The organism is Marinobacterium sp. NO-S09 (assembly GCF_059179545.1).
In genome coordinates this window covers 2,094,439-2,110,981 of sequence record NZ_CP168954.1, presented here as the reverse complement: position 1 = coordinate 2,110,981, position 16,543 = coordinate 2,094,439, and the positions used below count along the sequence as shown (strand labels likewise).

Genomic DNA, 16,543 nt, shown 5'->3' with positions numbered 1-16,543 from the left:
TACTTGTCTCCTCAATCTATCCCGTTAAAACCGATTACATGTTGTTAACGGGATCAGGCAGGACGTAATAAGTCGCATGGCGGTACGGCTTGTCGTCGTTCGGATCGTAGAAGCAATCTGCATCATCTTCCTGAGACGCGCAGATGTCGCTGGACTTGACGACCCACAGGCTTACGCCTTCGCTACGACGGGTGTAGCAGTCACGGGCGTATTCCAGTGCCTGTTCATGATCTTCGGCGTGCAGGCTTCCAACATGCTTGTGGTCCAGACCGCGCTTGGAACGAACAAATACTTCAAACAGTTCCAGTTTTTCAGTTGGCTTAGTCATTATCAGGTCCCCTCTTACGCCGCATTCTGCGCTTTTTTAGCGCGTTTCTTTTCGTTGTATGCCGCAATGGCGTCACGTACCCACTCACCTTCTTCGTGAGCAGCAACATGGTGTTCGATACGTTCACGGTTGCAGTGACCGTTACCGTTGATAACGCTCCAGAACTCGTCCCAGTTCAGGTCGCTGCTATCGTAGTGGCCACGCTCTTCGTTCCACTTCAGGTTCTTGTCCGGATGCTCCAGACCCAGTACCTCGATCTGCTTCACGGTCTGGTCAACAAACTTCTGACGCAGGTCGTCGTTGGTCTCACGCTTGATTTTCCACTCCATGGACTTCTGGGAGTGGGCAGAAGCGGAGTCATGCGGACCAAACATCATCAGTGCCGGCCAGTAGAAACGGTTCAGAGCGTCCTGAGCCATCTCTTTCTGTTCCGGAGAACCGTGTGCCAGTGCCAGCATGGCTTCATAGCCCTGACGCTGGTGGAAGCTCTCTTCCTTACAGATACGGATCATGCCGCGAGAATAAGGACCGTAAGAGGTGCGCTGCAGGGATACCTGGTTAACGATGGCAGCACCGTCTACCAGCCAGCCGATAGCGGCAACATCTGCCCAGGTCAGGGTCGGGTAGTTGAAGATGGAAGAGTACTTGGCCTTGCCAGTCTGCAGCTGCTCGATCATTTCGGAACGCGAAATGCCCAGAGTTTCGGCTGCAGAGTACAGGTACAGGCCGTGACCCGCTTCATCCTGAACCTTGGACAGCAGAACCGCCTTGCGACGCAGGGACGGAGCACGGGTAATCCAGTTGCCTTCCGGCTGCATGCCAATCACTTCAGAGTGGGCGTGCTGAGAGATCTGGCGGATCAGGTTTTTGCGGTAATCTGCCGGCATCCAGTCCTTGGGTTCGATCTTCTCTTCCGCTTCGATCTTCCGCATGAAATTTTGTTCTTCGGGCGTCATCGTTCTGCTCTCCGATCTTATGTTTCTTACTTTCGCACTATGTAACAGCTTCTTGTACGTAAGCGATTATTTTGTATCGCACCTGCGTGATGGAAGCCGTAACCACCGTGTTAATCACAGGCGCGACATCACAAGATACGCTCACCAGCATGCGATAGAGTAAATGTACACCAACTCTTCCAATTAATGATACACAATTTGGAATATTTTTTTAAATAAATGTATCACTTGAAAGATTGATGTACCTCAAGTTCCTTAATTCTAGTTCACACTGGCGAATCCGTGATCAGCTGTACGCACATCAATTTGACGCAGAGCATGCGCACCTCCACATCGACAGCGCCACACATGCCGCCAGAAGAAAGAGGCACCCCCTGAACGTAAAGCGCCCTGCCAATTGGCAGGGCGCTACGCACTACAAGAAGAACAACGGGATGCACAGGGTGCTACCCCCCCCCTGCCAGCACCCGGCCTAAACTTTGAAAGCGGACACCACTGCCTGAAGTCGCTCTGTTTGCTGCGCCATTTGACGACAGGCTTCTACGGTCTCACGTGCACCATTGGCGGTTTGGCTACCCACCTGGCTAATTGAATGTATATTGCGCTCGATTTCGCTGGCCACTTGTGTCTGCTGCTCACCTGCCGAGGCGATCTGGGTGTTGAAATCGAGAATGCGACTGATCGCGGTCGAGATGTGCTCGAGGCTACGGCCAACTTCAGAGGAATTGGACACCGTCTGACCAACCTTGCCATGCGACACCTCCATCGCTTTTACAGCCTCACCCACGCCCGACTGCAAACCAAGAATCATACTTTCTATTTCCGCCGTTGATTCCTGAGTGCGCTTGGCCAAAGTACGCACCTCATCAGCAACGACGGCGAAGCCGCGCCCCTGCTCTCCTGCTCTAGCTGCCTCGATCGCCGCATTAAGCGCCAGCAGGTTGGTTTGTTCGGCAACCCCCTTAATGACATCCAGGACCTGGGCAATGGTGTCACTTTCCTTCACCAGCCGGCGAATTGAGCCCATGGCGTTATCGATATCCGTCGACAGCTGATGTATATCACCCAGTGTCACCTCAACCAGCTTTTGCCCCTGCATCGCTTCGGAATCCACACTGCCGGTTTCACGTGAGGCCACTTGGGTTTGCCTGGCAACATCTTCTGCACTGGCAACCATCTGATTGACCGCCGTTGCCACCTGCTCGGTTTCCTGCTGCTGACGCTCAACATCCTCACGGCTCCGGTGGGCAATACCATCCACCACAGCAGCCTGGCTTGCCACAGACTGCGCCGTACTGGTGACCTGCCCCAGCAGATTGCGCATCTGATCGACCATGGCATTGAATCGCCCCGCCAGTCGTCCCATTTCATCACGATTCCCGATAGAGACCTGCTGAGTCAAATCACCCTGCGCCACTGACTCCGCTGCCGACAGCAACGCATTAATTGCCCTACGCACCGACACACTGAAGCCCAGCATCAGATAGTTGGTGAGCACAAACACCAGCACAAGGGCAGCCAAAAGCCCATGGAACAGCTGCTCCTGCGCACTATAACGCTGCTGCAACCGACCATTAACGAATTGCAACGCAGCATCAATGAATACATACACCTGCTTAGTCGTGGCCGATTCGCGCTGATAATAGCCGCGCCAGTCATAATCGATATTTTCATCCAGAAGCAAATCGTTCTCGAAACGAACAACCCCTTGCTCCAGACTCTCAACGATTGCTTGCGCCGATTCAATAACAGCTTTTCCATAAACGGCCTCGTTACCCAGAACAGGCCGCAAGGCACTATCGAGACGCTTCTGGTCACTTAACAACTCGTCCATCAATCGACTGAGAATTTCAATCATCGTGGAGTTCATGGTGCCCGAACGCACAGTAAGCGTGGAGAAGCTGCGCATCTGCCCCTGATGCTCAAGCAGCGACTCCATGGAATCGAGTACCGTTTTCATCAAGACAAAGTTGTTCGGATCCGAATCCTGATAGAGCCCTGTGTGATAGCCGATGGTGTGCACCAGTATCCAGCTTTCCAGAACCAACTGGTTTTCATTGGCAAAGCTGCCTTCGGTATTCGAGCCGGACGACATCAGCGGCTTGTTACTGATTGCCTCAAGCCGCTCAAACGAGTCCGTCAGCTTGCCTTCCAGCCCCAGCTCGGCCACATAGACCTGCAACCTTGCCAGATTTTCCGCATAGGAATCACCCAGCTCGGCGATCTCCTGTTGCAGGACATTAGCGGTTTCACGCACCACGGTCAGGTCTCGAACCTCACCGGCGATACGGGTCAACTCAAGGGCTTGCTGCAAGGCCTCCATTCCGCTCAGCTGTTGCCGGATAGAGCCCTCCCGAGCCGATATATCACTCAGTTGCATATAGGCCAGCCACAGCAGGGGAATGAGAAACAGCAAATTGATCAGAATAAATTTAGACAGGTAGGACAGCCTGTTCATCAGACTAATCGCGGGCGTAAGCAAACTTGGCATCAGGTGTTCCAACTTATTATTGTTGTAGAGTCGGTTTCCAGAACAAAGCGTCTCCGCTAACTGCCGGCAAAGCATTGGTTAACTAATGCGGACAGGCATTTACTTGCAAGAACACTTTAAAGTGTCATTTAAACAACAAGACAGCCGTTAGGACATGGCAGAACAGGCCACAAAATTGACATTAAGAGACAGCAAAAACAGATAGATGCAATAGCGACAAAACACCCGAGCACAGACCAGGCTGCGGTGATGTCAATAAGAAACAATCAGGAGGCTAAAAGAAATAAACCAGAGGAAATTGGTGGAGCCTAGCGGGATCGAACCGCTGACCTCAACACTGCCAGTGTTGCGCTCTCCCAGCTGAGCTAAGGCCCCACGTACAGGATAGACCTGAAGGGAATGGCGTCCCATAGGGGGTTCGAACCCCTGTTACCGCCGTGAAAGGGCGGTGTCCTAGGCCACTAGACGAATGGGACGCTGTGGTCAATGACGATTATGGTGGAGCCTAGCGGGATCGAACCGCTGACCTCAACACTGCCAGTGTTGCGCTCTCCCAGCTGAGCTAAGGCCCCTCGTCACAGGACGGGGCGTATATTAATCGCCCCACCCTGTGGTGTCAAACACTTTTTAGCAAAACGTCACAAAAAATTATGAGTCTAATCATGCGCTTAGCGCACGATACTCTTTCTCAAGACGCTTGGTGGCCTTCTTGGAAGGTGTACCCACCACTTCCAGAGCATGACGCAAGCGCGCACGGCTCATATCCGGACCCAGAATGGACATGGCATCCACCACGGATACACTCTGCGAAGTACCGGCAATCGCCACAAACAGCGGGAACAGAAAATCACGAATCTTGATTTCCATGCCATCGGCCAGACCTTTCAGCTCGGCAAACAGGCTGTCGCGATCCCATTTTGTCTGCTGATCAAGGTGCCAGACACTGAACTGCAGGATGCGCTGAATCTCTTCCTGCTCCAGCTTCTTGTGCTCAAAGTCCGCCTCGGAAATCGAAAGCATGCCACTGAGGAAGAACCCGGCCAGAGGCGCCACGTCGGAGAATTTCTCTACACGCGGCTGAATCAGCGGAATAATCTGCATCAGGTATTCCGGGTTAAGCGCCCACTTCTGAACCTGAGCGGCAAACTGCTCCGGTGTCAGGTCTTCACGAATCCACAGACCGTTCAACCAGCTCAATTTTTCCTGGTCAAAAACAGGACCGCCCAGCGATACACGCTGGATGTCAAAGTTGGCGAACATTTCATCACGACTGAACTTCTCGCGCTCGTCCGGCATTGACCAGCCCATGCGACCCAGATAGTTCAGCAACGCCTCCGGCAGGAAGCCCATGCGCTGATAGTACAGAATGCTGGTCGGGTTCTTGCGCTTGGACAGCTTGGACTTGTCCGGGTTACGCAGCAGCGGCATGTGGCACAGCTGCGGCATATCCCAGCCAAAGTACTGATACAGCAGTTTGTGCTTGGGCGCAGAGTTGATCCACTCTTCACCACGGATCACATGGGTAATTTTCATCAGGTGATCATCGACCACATTGGCCAGATGATAGGTCGGCATGCCATCAGACTTGAGCAGAATCTGAGCATCGACCTGCCCCCAGTCCAGCTCAATCGGGCCGCGCAGCATATCATCAATGACACAGACACCCTCTTCCGGCACTTTCATGCGCACAACATAGAGCATGCCTGCCGCCATACGGCGTTCGACTTCGTCTTGTGGAAGTTCCAGGTCGCTCTGTTTCAGCGCTGTATGCTTGCCATCAGCCTTGCGTGATTCACGCAGCTCATCCAGCTCTTCGGCGGTACGGAAGCACAGGAACGCGGTTCCCTCTTCCACCAGACGCATGGCGAAGTCCTTGTACATGTCCTTGCGTTCACTCTGGCGATAGGGCCCGTATTCACCACCGACATCAGGCCCCTCATCCCATTCCAGGCCCAGCCAGCGCAAGGAATCAAGAATCGCCTGTTCCGACTCATCGGTGCTGCGCGTCTGGTCAGTATCCTCGATGCGCAGAATGAACTGACCACCGTGCTGGCGGGCGAATGCGAGGTTAAACAGTGCGATATAGGCGGTGCCCACATGGGGATCACCGGTGGGAGACGGCGCTACACGGGTACGAACAGTCATGATTCTCTGTACTCGATCCTGTTGGTGGTTTACGAAAACAACGGATTATAGCCTGTGAACAGGGGCGGCAGCCATGCCAGCCTGCATTAGCTCACAAGGAAGTTGTCATAGATGATACCGCCCCAGACAAGCGCAGTGATAAACAGGCTGAACAAAACGGCAGCCGAACCCAGGTCCTTCGCCAGCCCCGCCAACGCATGAAACTCGGTACCAGCCCTGTCCACGATTGCTTCTATTGCCGTATTCACCAATTCCATGATCAGCACCAGCAACAGGGTGCTGATCAACAATCCCAGCTGCAACCCCGATTGAGCAATCCAGAATGAGAAGGGCAGCATTGCCAACGCCGCCCAGGTTTCATAACGAAACGCAGGCTCTGAGCGATAGGCCGCCTTTAGCCCTTTTAATGAATATCGGGTGGCATGATAAAAGCGAATCAGCCCGGTTGACTTGGTTACAATCACGACAGCTCCTTAAATTTGAATAGTATGAACCGGATCGACCACGGCTACACACCCGATTAAAACAGCAGCAGTTTGCATGCCATTACAAGACAGTTCCAGCTTGTCAGAGTTTCCATACAAATCCGTTAAAGCTTAACGCTTTACCGAGGATTTACCTGTCACTCAATGACAGGGCCAGCGCTTTGCCGCAAAGATAAACATCCAGACTTAAAGCCGCCTTAAATCCCCGCCCGCTATGATACAATTCCCGTCCAATCTCTGCGCGAGCAACCTTGGCTTTCATGATCCAGCATAGGGCCTGGACACACTTTCACGCAGACCGCTAAACTCGCAGTAGGCACGCATGAATACACAGGCATTAGAAAAGACAACCTCCTCACACACCCAAGCGCAGTCAGACCCAGTCAATCGCCGCTTCAGTATTGCCCCCATGATGGACTGGACAACATCAGACTGCCGCGTTTTCCACCGCCTGATGTCCCGCCACACTCTGCTGTATACCGAAATGGTCACCACCGGTGCTCTTATCCACGGCGATGCGGCCCGCCACCTGCGCTATGAAGAAAGCGAACACCCGATTGCGTTGCAATTGGGTGGCAGCAATCCCGCAGACCTTGCGACCTGCACGCGTATGGCGCAGGAGTGGGGTTATGACGAAGTAAACCTCAATGTTGGCTGCCCCAGTGATCGCGTTCAGAACAATATGATCGGGGCCTGCCTTATGGAATTCCCTGAACGTGTTGCGGAATGCCTGGCCGAGATGCAGGCTGCTGTGGATATCCCGGTAACCGTGAAGCACCGCCTGGGTATCGACGATCTGGATAGTTTCGAGCATCTGCACCGCTTTGTTGAGGTGGTACGCCAAAGCGGCTGCCGCAGCTTCACCATTCATGCGCGTAAAGCGATACTCGACGGCTTGAGTCCGAAAGAGAACCGCGACATCCCCCCGCTCATGTATGACCGCGTCTATCGTATCAAGGAGCTGTTTCCCGATCTGGAAATCGTTATTAACGGCGGTATCAAGACGCTGGAGGAGTGTGACACACATTTGCAACATGTAGATGGTGTCATGATCGGCCGTGAAGCCTATCAGAACCCCTGGCCGCTGCTGAGCCAGGCGGACGCACGCTTTTTCAATGACGACCATCCGTTTTTGAGCCGCCTGGATGTTGCCGAAGCCTTTATCCCCCACCTCGAAAAACGCCTGGCCGAAGGTGCCCCGCTTTACGCCGTCATCAAACATCTATTGGGCCTTTTTCACGGCCAGCGTGGCGGTAAACAGTTCCGCCGTTATCTGAGTGAAAATGGCCACAAACGTGATGCCGCTGTCGACACCTTTCGCGCGGCACTGGCACTGGTAACCCCCAGTCCGGACACCGAATGATTTAACCGACTGCAACAGGACATACACTGATGGACCAACTGCAACAACTGAAACAGATGACCACCGTCGTCGCCGATACCGGTGACATTGATGCCATCCGTGAATACCAGCCCGTCGATGCCACTACCAACCCGTCCCTGCTTCTGAAAGCAGCACAGGAAAGCAAGTACGCCGCACTGTTGCAGGAAGCCAAGGCCTGGGCCGGCACCGGTGACGATCAGCTGCAACGCATGAGCGATCGCTTTGGTGTACTCATTGGCCGCGAAATTACTCAGATCATCCCGGGACGCATCTCGACTGAGGTGGATGCACGCCTGTCGTTTGACACTCAGGCGACCATTGCCAAGGCCCGCGAACTGATCCAGCAGTATGAAGCATTGGATATCCCACGGGACCGTGTACTGATTAAAATTGCTTCCACCTGGGAAGGAATTGAAGCCGGGCGCCAGCTGGAGCAGGAAGGCATCAACTGCAATCTGACGCTCCTGTTCAGTTTTGCCCAGGCTCAAGCCTGCGCCGATGCCGGTATCTACCTGATTTCACCTTTTGTCGGCCGTATTCTTGACTGGCACAAGCAACGCCAGCCCGATGCCGATTTTAGCTTCGATCAGGACCCTGGTGTGCAGTCGGTCAGCCGTATCTATCGCTACTTCAAAACCCATGGCTACAACACCGTCGTAATGGGCGCCAGCTTTCGTAACACAGGCGAGATTCAGGCACTTGCCGGATGCGACCGCCTGACCATCAGCCCCGCCCTGATGCAGGCACTGGCTGAAGACGATAGCGAGCTGGAACGACGTCTAACCGCCGAAACCAAGAGCGATGACCCGCGCGAAATACTGACTGAAAGCCAGTTCCGCTGGAAGATGAACGAAGACCTGATGGCACATGAAAAACTGGCAGAAGGTATCCGTAACTTTGCTGCAGACCAGGTCAAGCTGGAACAGCTACTGGCAGCTTGCTAAATCAGGCAGGGAAAATACGTGAATGGAGGACTGTCAGCGACAGTTCTCCAGTGTCGCAACCAGGTCCTTAAAGGCCTCACGGTTGCTGTCATTCAAATCGCTGAGCACCTTATGCGCATCCAGAATCCTTGAGCGCACCTCATCTTCCGACTCCTGCACAAAAGGAACCTGCTTGAGCTCGCAGCGGTCGGCTGGCAACTCAGGCACCAGCACAAACACACGATCAAAACCCATGCTCATAAGAATGCGGGTAATATCATCTCGCGTCGAGACAAGGGTTGGTTGAGGCATGCCTTTTTTGTCAGCCTTGATGGCCAGCTTGGCAATAAGACCCAGCGAAGTGCTGTCGATATTCTCGGTTTCGGTCAAATCAACCAGAGTGTCGGTGATATCATCACGCTGCAAAACACTGTCCAAATGACGCTCGATAGTAGAACAAAGCGTCAAACGAACATCACCGGCAAACTTCAACACATAGTGCCCGTCACGACACGCGTAGTAAATCGCGCCATCACTCATAAAGCGTCTCTGCGTACCCTCATGATCGCAACATCATCCGGGTTATCAGCCCGTCCGGCAGGCATCATACTCTGCAATAATTGCTCTGGCGAGTCCCATTCACTTGAACACTGTCGCAATAAGCAATCTTCTTTTTCGCGAAGAGAGTCACCGTCAATAATTTCGAGAATACCATCGGAAAAAAGCGTGATATCAAAAGCCGCATCCAACTCACAAAAGTGGCGCTCAAAGTGCGGCTCATCAAACAACCCCAGCGGCATACCCTTACCTTCAAGATAGCGCACTTCTCCGTTTTGACGCAGTATTGGCAGCGGGTGGTGACCACCAACGGCGTAATCCAGACAGCTGCGATCATGATCAATCACCCCGACAAACATGGTCAGATGCTTACCCAGAGACGTGAGCAGCATTTCACGATTGATACGCTCGAGCGTTGAAACCGGCGAGAGAATATCAAAGCTGGAATTGCGTCGGAAATTCCGCAACAGACGATGCGTCATGTTTTTCAACAACACTGTCACCAGCGCCGAAGAAGCGCCATGGCCCGACACATCAGCAAGATAGAACATGGAGAGCTGATCATTGATGGGAAATGCATCAACAAAATCCCCACTCAACAGCAGCGAGGGCTTGAGAATATAATCAAATTCAAGACTATTGATTCGCTGGCTGGTGGGCGGCAGCAGGTTTAACTGAACCTGCTGGGCAGCATGCTGGTCTTCACGCAGCTCATCCAGACTCCGCTCCAGACTATCCCTGAGGCTGTAAACCTCTTCAATGTAACGCGCTCGCTTGAGCTGGCGCTCGACGGACTGAATAAACAGATCAGGATGAAGCTGAAGCTCGCCGATGACATACACATCATCCGCCCCACTTCTGAGCGCAGCGACCAACTGCTCTGCCGTCCCCTCTTCGATCAAGGCAACCAGAGGCTTGGGGCTCAACCGTTGCGCCAGCGCATCCATGGTGACACTGCTGCCAACCGACGCCAGATCGAATATCAGGAGAGAAACAGGAAAATGATCTAGTTGATGCTCAACCTCTTCAAGGTCGGCACAGTGAACCAGTGTAAGCTGATGATGATCACACTGGCCACACAGTTCAAAAATCCTGTCAGATGTTTCGGCACTGGCTGAAAGCAGCAGCACCCTTTGGTGATGTAGGTCCATCAATCAGCCTTAGGCATGAAAACTGACACTGGAAGCCTCACACTAGCCCCAATATGACAGGCTTGCAACCATACCTCAGGACTAGAAGTCCTCATCGTACTGGATGCTAACCTGGCCATCATTAATCAGGTAGTCACGGCGCTGGAGGTAAGCATCTCGCGTGAACAGATACTTGTCACCAGTAATAATTTGCTCAGCTTCAAGCAAACGACTGCGCGTATCAATCAGCAGCAAGCCATACAAACTGTTACGGGTAGGTACATGATCGACTCGGTTGGTTAGATCAATATTCATATCTACAACCATCGCAGAGCCATCACGAACAGTACTGGGTCCGAAAAATGGAAGCACCAGATAAGGGCCACTTGACACACCCCAATAACCGAGTGTCTGGCCAAAATCCTCTCCGTGGCGTTGTATTCCCATCGGGGTTGCCACATCAATAAAACCAGCAAGGCCAAAGGTGGAATTAAATGCCAGGCGTGCCAAGCTTTTGCCAGCACCCTCAAATTTCAGCTGAAAAAGATTATTGGCAAGATTATTCACATCACGCAGATTGTGAAAAAAATTACTCACGGCTGTTTCGGCAATATCCGGTGTGATATAGCGATACCCTTGTGCCAAAGGCTTTAGGGTATATTTATCTACGGTTTCGTTAAACGAAAAAATTGACCGGTTCATCCTTTCCAGTGGATCCGCTTTTTCAGCACCCGCTACGACAGGCGCCATACCAGACAGGGCCAATGCTGTAGCCAGAGCCCCCGTACGCATGGAAAAAGACAGCATATATATTCCTTAGTTAAGCCGAAGCAGCTGTCATTCTAGCCGCTGTTTCCGCGCAATTAAACCCGCGCCGTTTACATGAGGTATCCATAAAACCAAAAAAGGCCCCCGAAGGAGCCTTTTTTAAGCGACTTTTAAAAAGTCAAACTTAGAAGTCTACGCGGTAACCCAGCTCAACGCCGTTGTCGTCGTTACCGTAGTCAACGTAGGAAGCAAATACGCGTGCCTGTTTACCCAGCTTCTGCTGAGCTTCCAGAGACCACTGCTCACCGTCATCACCATCGGCTTCATCATCGATGTAGTTAGCCAGCAGTTTGGTGTGGCCCATGGTGTAAGAACCAGCCAGTTCCCAAGCGTCCTGATCGTCAGCCATTACCAGATCACGATCTTCGTAACGAGCACCCAGGTACAGGTCGCCCATAGTGTAAGACAGACCCAGAGAAACTACGTCGTCGTACATGCCTTCTTCGTAGCCCAGGTAAGAAACCGCACCCATGAAGCCACCAGCTGAGAACTTGGCAGCAGCGTGAGAAACGTCAACATTTTCGTCCAGGACCGCTGCGTTATCAGACATCAGCACCGCACCAGCGAACTGGAAGCCACCCATTTCCGGCGAGATGTACGCCAGAGTTTCAGGAGTACGGTGAGCACCGATCACGTAGCCAGAGCTACCGCTGGTACCGTTGTCCACGATATCAGTTGTGAATACAGTCCACAGAGCGTACGGAGTCCACATACGACCAACCTGAGCGGTACCGAAATCACCAGTAGCACCGATGTAAGACAGACGACCGCCGCCCCAAGCACCTGCTTCAGTGTTGATAAACTGTTCGAACTGGTAGATAGCCTTGGCGCCAGAGAACAGGTCAGAAGAACCTTTGATACCGATACGGGAAGAGTTATCGGCAATATCCATGTTAGTGCTGTCAGTATCAACCAGCTTGACACGCAGAGAACCGTACAGAGTAGCGTCGGCCTGAGCGATCATCGGAGCAGTCATGGCACCAGCAACAGCCAGAGCAATCAGTGACTTTTTCATCAACATTTCCCCTTCATTCAACATACTAGTAGTGAATTCTAGTTTTTCTTAGCACTTATGGTGCTTCCAGAAAAATACTATAAATCCAGTGTATTGCAAACCAGTGAATGCAAAAACCTGAGTTTTTCAATCCAAAAGCCTGCGATGTTGCCTGGCAATTGCCATCCATTGCGAGGTTTGAAGCCCGCGACGACTGAGCAACCACCTTAATTACCCGCATTACAGCACAGCCTTTTTCGTCAAACAAGTCTTTCAGCCCCCTGAAAACGGGGTTTTCTCCCTGTTTTTGATACCCATCAACAGGAAAGATTAAGTTTGAGGAACTTTATCCCTCATAACGTCTGCAATAATTGACGCAAACGCTTTTCTGATACGGATTCACGTGTACCCAACTGCTGGGCAAAGAGAGAAACCCGATACTCTTCCAGCAACCATCTTAACCGGATCAAGTCCACAGGACGCTCATGACGGGCTGAGTAATCCTGCTCTTTCTTCAAATATTTGGTACGAAATTCTGCCAACTGCTCAGACCAAACACACTGCTGCCTGAGATTACGCGCATACTTTTCCAGTCGTACCTCAATCGCTTCCAGGTAGCGTGGCAGCTCCGATAGCCACTCGTAATCGATATCGATCAGATAATGTGGCCCCATCAAATCGGCCATCTGCTGCTTGATATCATTAAGTACGGGCACCGCCTGCAAATTGATATTGCGCTTATTGAGCTGTTTATTGATACGGTGAACCGAGCGATGACAACGATGGATAAACTCACCCACCTCAACCAGGTGCTCAGCAATATCAGCCTTCGCATGCACCAAAGCAGCATCAAAGGCTTCTCGGTTACGCGGCAGGTTTTCTATACTCAGCTGAGCTGACTTCATTGCTGCCAGCAATAACGCATCATTTTCCAATGCTCTGCGATCAACCAGCTTGCCCGTCAATATTATACTTTCGTTTAACTTGGGTAACTCACGCCGCAAGTATTTAAGCTGCTGCGCGGGAAAAGCCAGCAAAATTAAACGTGCCACACCTCTCAGGCTTTGCTGATTGGCAAGATCCCTTGATGGCAACACACGCAGCTCAACACTATCACCCTGATCAATCAGGCCGGGCCAGGCCTCCACCTGGATTCCTCCAGCCTGGCGCAGACTTACCACGTCTGGCAGATCATCAAAACTCCAGCTGGTCAGGCCAGTCTGCCCCCATTGTTCCGAAGGCCCGGACTGAAGAGCCTCTTCCGCCTGGTCGCCGAAGCGCTTGTTGAGCTGTTCCCAATCACGCCCCATACCGATCTGGCGATCCTGTTCATCCAGCAGCCTGATACTGAAATACAGATGCGGATCAAGCGTGACTTCACGGAGCGTTTCAGCTGGCACCCGGGTGCCGGTCATTCTCAGCAACTGGAGAGACAACGCCTCGTACAAATCCCCCTCTGCGAACACGGCGGCTTCACAGAACGCCCCGGCATAATTGGGTACCGGCACAAAATGCTTGCGCAGTTGCTTGGGCAATCCTTTAAGAATCGCAACCACCTTTTCCTCAAGCAGCCCCGGCACCAGCCATTCCAATCGTTGCAGCGGCGCCACTCGAAGCAATGCCAGTGGCAGCTCCAGAGTCACGCCATCCTGCTCCGAGCCCGGCTCAAAGTGATAGCTCAGCTTTAATTGTACGCCATCCAGGGCAAGGGTATCCGGGTACTGATTTTCACTGACATGATCACTGTCGCGTTGCAGCACATCAGATTCACTCATAAACAGGGCATCAGGACTTTCGGCTTCCACCTGCTTGCGCCAGTGCTCAAACCCCTTCCCGTTGACCACATGCCCACCACCCAGCTCATCAAAGCGCCGGGCATAAAACTGGTACAGCTGCTCTTCGTCTACGAGAAGGTCACGTCGACGTGACTTGTCTTCCAATCCTTCAACGCTGGCCAGCAGTTCGCGGTTATGCTGAAAGAAAGGTGCACGGGTATTGAATTCGCCCTCCACCAACGCACTACGTATAAAGATTTCATGCGAGGCATCAGGGTCAATAGCACCGAAATTAACCCGGCGCTTGGGAACAATAATGACACCGAACAGGCTCACCTGTTCATTGGCTACCACCTGCGCCCGCTTTTTCTCCCAACGAGGTTCAGACCAGTTACGTTTCACCAGGTGCTTGGCCAGCGGCTCTATCCACTCAGGCTCAATACGCGCAACCTGATGGGCAAACAGCTGACTGGTCTCCAGCAGTTCAGCCGCCACAACCCACTTGGGTGCTTTCTTGAACACACCCGAGGCCGGAAAGATTTTAAAGCGCCGATTGCGAGCCCCGAGGTATTCACCTTTCTCCTGCTTGAAGCCAATATGGCTGAGCAAGCCCGCCAAAAGGGAAGTGTGCACTGTGCGATAGTCAGCTGGCTCACTATTCTCTTTCAAGCCCAGCTCACGAGTACTGATATGCAACTGGCGATGCACATCCCGCCATTCGCGCAGACGCATAAAGGAGAGGAAGTTTTTCTGACACCACCGCCTCAATTGGCTCTGGCTGAGCTCTTCACGTTGCTCACTCCATAACTGCCACAAATTCAGCAATGTCATGAAGTCGGACTCTTCGTCCGCATATTCCTTGTGCTTTTGATCTGCCGCCTGGCGTTTATCATGCGGTCGCTCACGTGGATCCTGCACACTCAGTGCACTGGCAATAATCATGACTTCACGCAACGCATCACGCTGCCCGCCTTCAATGACCATTCGGGCAATACGCGGATCCACCGGCAGGCGCGCCAGCTGACGGCCAATTTTCGTCATACGCCGCTGGGTATCAACCGCACCCAGCTCTTCCAGCAATTTAAAGCCGTCGTTGATCAAGCGTGTATCGGGCGGGTCGACAAAGGGAAAGTCTCGAATATCACCCAGCTTCAACTGCAACATCTGCAGAATGACGGCCGCGAGATTGGTGCGACGGATTTCTGCATCTGTGAACTCGGGACGGGATAAATAATCCTCTTCCGAATAGAGACGAATACAGACACCAGGGGCAACGCGGCCACAGCGGCCGGCACGCTGGTTGGCGCTGGCCTGGGAGACCGCTTCCACTGGCAGACGCTGCACCTTGGAACGGACACTGTAGCGGGATATGCGCGCCTGACCCGGATCGATAACATAGCGAATCCCCGGGACTGTAAGTGAAGTTTCCGCAACGTTTGTTGACAGGACTATTCGGCGCCCCGCCTTGCGCTGCTCATGGAATACACGATTTTGCTCTGTCAGTGACAGGCGGGCATACAAGGGAATCACTTCGGTGTCCCGCAGCTTTGCTTTACGCAGGGTTTCTGCCGTTTCCCGAATTTCACGCTCACCCGGCAGGAACACCAGAATATCCCCCGGCCCTCCCGAGCGCTTGGCCAGATCAATTTCTATCAATTCGTCTACAGCGGCCAGAAGCCCCTGCTGCAGATCAACGGCCTTCTCATCCTCTCCTTCCATCTCATGCAAGGGCCGGTAGAGGACATCAACCGGATAGGTTCGCCCAGACACTTCGATAACAGGCGCATTATCAAAGTGTTTGGAAAAGCGCTCCAGGTCGATTGTTGCTGAAGTAATGATGACCTTTAGATCAGGACGCCGGGGCAGAATCCGCTTGATGTAACCCAACAGGAAATCAATATTGAGACTGCGCTCGTGAGCCTCATCAATGATGAGGACTTCATACTGCTCAAGAAAACGATCCCGCTGCGTTTCTGACAGCAAGATACCATCGGTCATCAGCTTGACCTGGGTACCCTCGGACACCTGGTCATGAAAGCGCACCTGATAGCCAACCCGCTCACCCAGTGGCGTTTTCAGCTCTTCAGCAATACGTGATGCAACCGTGCGAGCCGCCAGCCGTCGAGGCTGGGTGTGGCCAATCATGCCGTAGCAGCCAAGCCCCAATTCAAGACAGAGCTTGGGTATCTGCGTGGTTTTACCGGAGCCGGTCTCGCCTGCAATCACAACAACCTGATTGTCACGAATAGCGTTCAGCAGCTCTTCACGACGTGCCGAAACCGGCAAGTCAGGATACTCCGGGACAACAGCAGAGGCTTTCAGCGTTTCTACCCGCTCAATCGAGGCCTCCAGTCTGGCCGCAAGTTGATCAAGCGCAGCTTCATCTTCCGCCTTCTTGCTCTGCGCGTTCTTAAGGGCTCGCCTGAGCGGAAAGCGATCAGCAATTCGACACTGGGGAAGTTGTTGTAGCAAAGAGGTGATTCGCTGGGACAATCTGGCACGCCTTGTCGCTGATGAATGAAGTGCCGCCCATTATCCACACTGGC

12 protein-coding genes and 3 tRNA genes are annotated in these 16,543 nt (G+C 52.8%); 2 read left to right on the top strand and 13 right to left on the bottom strand.

Features of this window, described 5'->3' with window-relative positions:
- Window positions 1–34: 34 nt before the first annotated feature.
- From paaB to O3C79_RS09750, 8 genes are all read right to left on the bottom strand, one after another.
- Window positions 35–328, bottom strand: coding sequence for a 1,2-phenylacetyl-CoA epoxidase subunit PaaB (gene paaB, locus O3C79_RS09785; RefSeq protein WP_010325399.1), 294 nt, complete (start codon window positions 326–328; stop codon window positions 35–37).
- A 14-nt stretch (window positions 329–342) separates the two neighbouring features.
- Window positions 343–1,284 carry a 1,2-phenylacetyl-CoA epoxidase subunit PaaA gene (gene paaA / locus O3C79_RS09780; protein WP_076461551.1) on the bottom strand — a complete coding sequence of 314 codons (942 nt, stop codon included), beginning with the start codon at window positions 1,282–1,284 and terminating at the stop codon, window positions 343–345.
- A gap of 472 nt (window positions 1,285–1,756) precedes the next feature.
- Window positions 1,757–3,775 carry a methyl-accepting chemotaxis protein gene (locus O3C79_RS09775; protein ID WP_494382956.1) on the bottom strand — a complete coding sequence of 673 codons (2,019 nt, stop codon included), beginning with the start codon at window positions 3,773–3,775 and terminating at the stop codon, window positions 1,757–1,759.
- A 299-nt stretch (window positions 3,776–4,074) separates the two neighbouring features.
- Window positions 4,075–4,150 (bottom strand) — tRNA-Ala (locus O3C79_RS09770).
- A gap of 25 nt (window positions 4,151–4,175) precedes the next feature.
- Window positions 4,176–4,251, bottom strand: a tRNA-Glu gene (locus O3C79_RS09765).
- Between the two features lie 20 nt (window positions 4,252–4,271).
- Window positions 4,272–4,347, bottom strand: a tRNA-Ala gene (locus O3C79_RS09760).
- 88 nt (window positions 4,348–4,435) lie between these two features.
- Window positions 4,436–5,920: a glutamate--tRNA ligase gene (gltX, locus tag O3C79_RS09755; protein WP_494382955.1), complete on the bottom strand. Its 1,485-nt coding sequence runs from the start codon at window positions 5,918–5,920 to the stop codon at window positions 4,436–4,438.
- A gap of 86 nt (window positions 5,921–6,006) precedes the next feature.
- Entirely contained in the window at window positions 6,007–6,384 is a 378-nt protein-coding gene (locus tag O3C79_RS09750; protein WP_494382954.1) for a diacylglycerol kinase, read from the bottom strand.
- A 430-nt stretch (window positions 6,385–6,814) separates the two neighbouring features.
- On the opposite strand from O3C79_RS09750, the gene dusA reads away from it, so the two are divergent.
- On the top strand, window positions 6,815–7,768 hold the full coding sequence (dusA, locus tag O3C79_RS09745) for a tRNA dihydrouridine(20/20a) synthase DusA (RefSeq protein WP_494382953.1): 954 nt from the start codon (window positions 6,815–6,817) through the stop codon (window positions 7,766–7,768).
- A 29-nt stretch (window positions 7,769–7,797) separates the two neighbouring features.
- Entirely contained in the window at window positions 7,798–8,733 is a 936-nt protein-coding gene (gene tal, locus O3C79_RS09740; protein WP_010325394.1) for a transaldolase, read from the top strand.
- A gap of 33 nt (window positions 8,734–8,766) precedes the next feature.
- On the opposite strand, the gene O3C79_RS09735 is transcribed toward tal, so the two are convergent.
- The 5 genes from O3C79_RS09735 to hrpA all read right to left on the bottom strand — a co-directional run bounded on the left by O3C79_RS09735 (window position 8,767) and on the right by hrpA (window position 16,490).
- A complete protein-coding gene (locus O3C79_RS09735; RefSeq protein WP_010325393.1) occupies window positions 8,767–9,252 on the bottom strand; it encodes an STAS domain-containing protein in 486 nt (161 codons plus the stop codon).
- A complete protein-coding gene (locus tag O3C79_RS09730) occupies window positions 9,249–10,421 on the bottom strand; it encodes a PP2C family protein-serine/threonine phosphatase (RefSeq protein WP_494382952.1) in 1,173 nt (390 codons plus the stop codon). Before O3C79_RS09730 ends, O3C79_RS09735 begins: the two co-directional genes overlap by 4 nt.
- An 81-nt stretch (window positions 10,422–10,502) precedes the next feature.
- On the bottom strand, window positions 10,503–11,207 hold the full coding sequence (locus O3C79_RS09725; protein ID WP_494382951.1) for an MlaA family lipoprotein: 705 nt from the start codon (window positions 11,205–11,207) through the stop codon (window positions 10,503–10,505).
- 145 nt (window positions 11,208–11,352) lie between these two features.
- Window positions 11,353–12,243 carry a porin gene (locus tag O3C79_RS09720; protein ID WP_494382950.1) on the bottom strand — a complete coding sequence of 297 codons (891 nt, stop codon included), beginning with the start codon at window positions 12,241–12,243 and terminating at the stop codon, window positions 11,353–11,355.
- 332 nt (window positions 12,244–12,575) lie between these two features.
- On the bottom strand, window positions 12,576–16,490 hold the full coding sequence (hrpA, locus tag O3C79_RS09715; RefSeq protein ID WP_494382949.1) for an ATP-dependent RNA helicase HrpA: 3,915 nt from the start codon (window positions 16,488–16,490) through the stop codon (window positions 12,576–12,578).
- Window positions 16,491–16,543 lie beyond the last annotated feature (53 nt).

What these genes read in the sequence shown, in the direction of transcription:
- gltX (WP_494382955.1), bottom strand. Translation starts at nt 5,920, where the DNA reads ATGACTGTTCGTACCCGTGTAGCGCCGTCTCCCACCGGTGATCCCCAT.
- O3C79_RS09735 (WP_010325393.1), bottom strand. Translation starts at nt 9,252, where the DNA reads ATGAGTGATGGCGCGATTTACTACGCGTGTCGTGACGGGCACTATGTG.
- paaB (WP_010325399.1), bottom strand. Translation starts at nt 328, where the DNA reads ATGACTAAGCCAACTGAAAAACTGGAACTGTTTGAAGTATTTGTTCGT.
- O3C79_RS09730 (WP_494382952.1), bottom strand. Translation starts at nt 10,421, where the DNA reads ATGGACCTACATCACCAAAGGGTGCTGCTGCTTTCAGCCAGTGCCGAA.
- O3C79_RS09725 (WP_494382951.1), bottom strand. Translation starts at nt 11,207, where the DNA reads ATGCTGTCTTTTTCCATGCGTACGGGGGCTCTGGCTACAGCATTGGCC.
- O3C79_RS09720 (WP_494382950.1), bottom strand. Translation starts at nt 12,243, where the DNA reads ATGAAAAAGTCACTGATTGCTCTGGCTGTTGCTGGTGCCATGACTGCT.
- tal (WP_010325394.1), top strand. Translation starts at nt 7,798, where the DNA reads ATGGACCAACTGCAACAACTGAAACAGATGACCACCGTCGTCGCCGAT.
- paaA (WP_076461551.1), bottom strand. Translation starts at nt 1,284, where the DNA reads ATGACGCCCGAAGAACAAAATTTCATGCGGAAGATCGAAGCGGAAGAG.
- O3C79_RS09775 (WP_494382956.1), bottom strand. Translation starts at nt 3,775, where the DNA reads ATGCCAAGTTTGCTTACGCCCGCGATTAGTCTGATGAACAGGCTGTCC.
- dusA (WP_494382953.1), top strand. Translation starts at nt 6,815, where the DNA reads ATGATGGACTGGACAACATCAGACTGCCGCGTTTTCCACCGCCTGATG.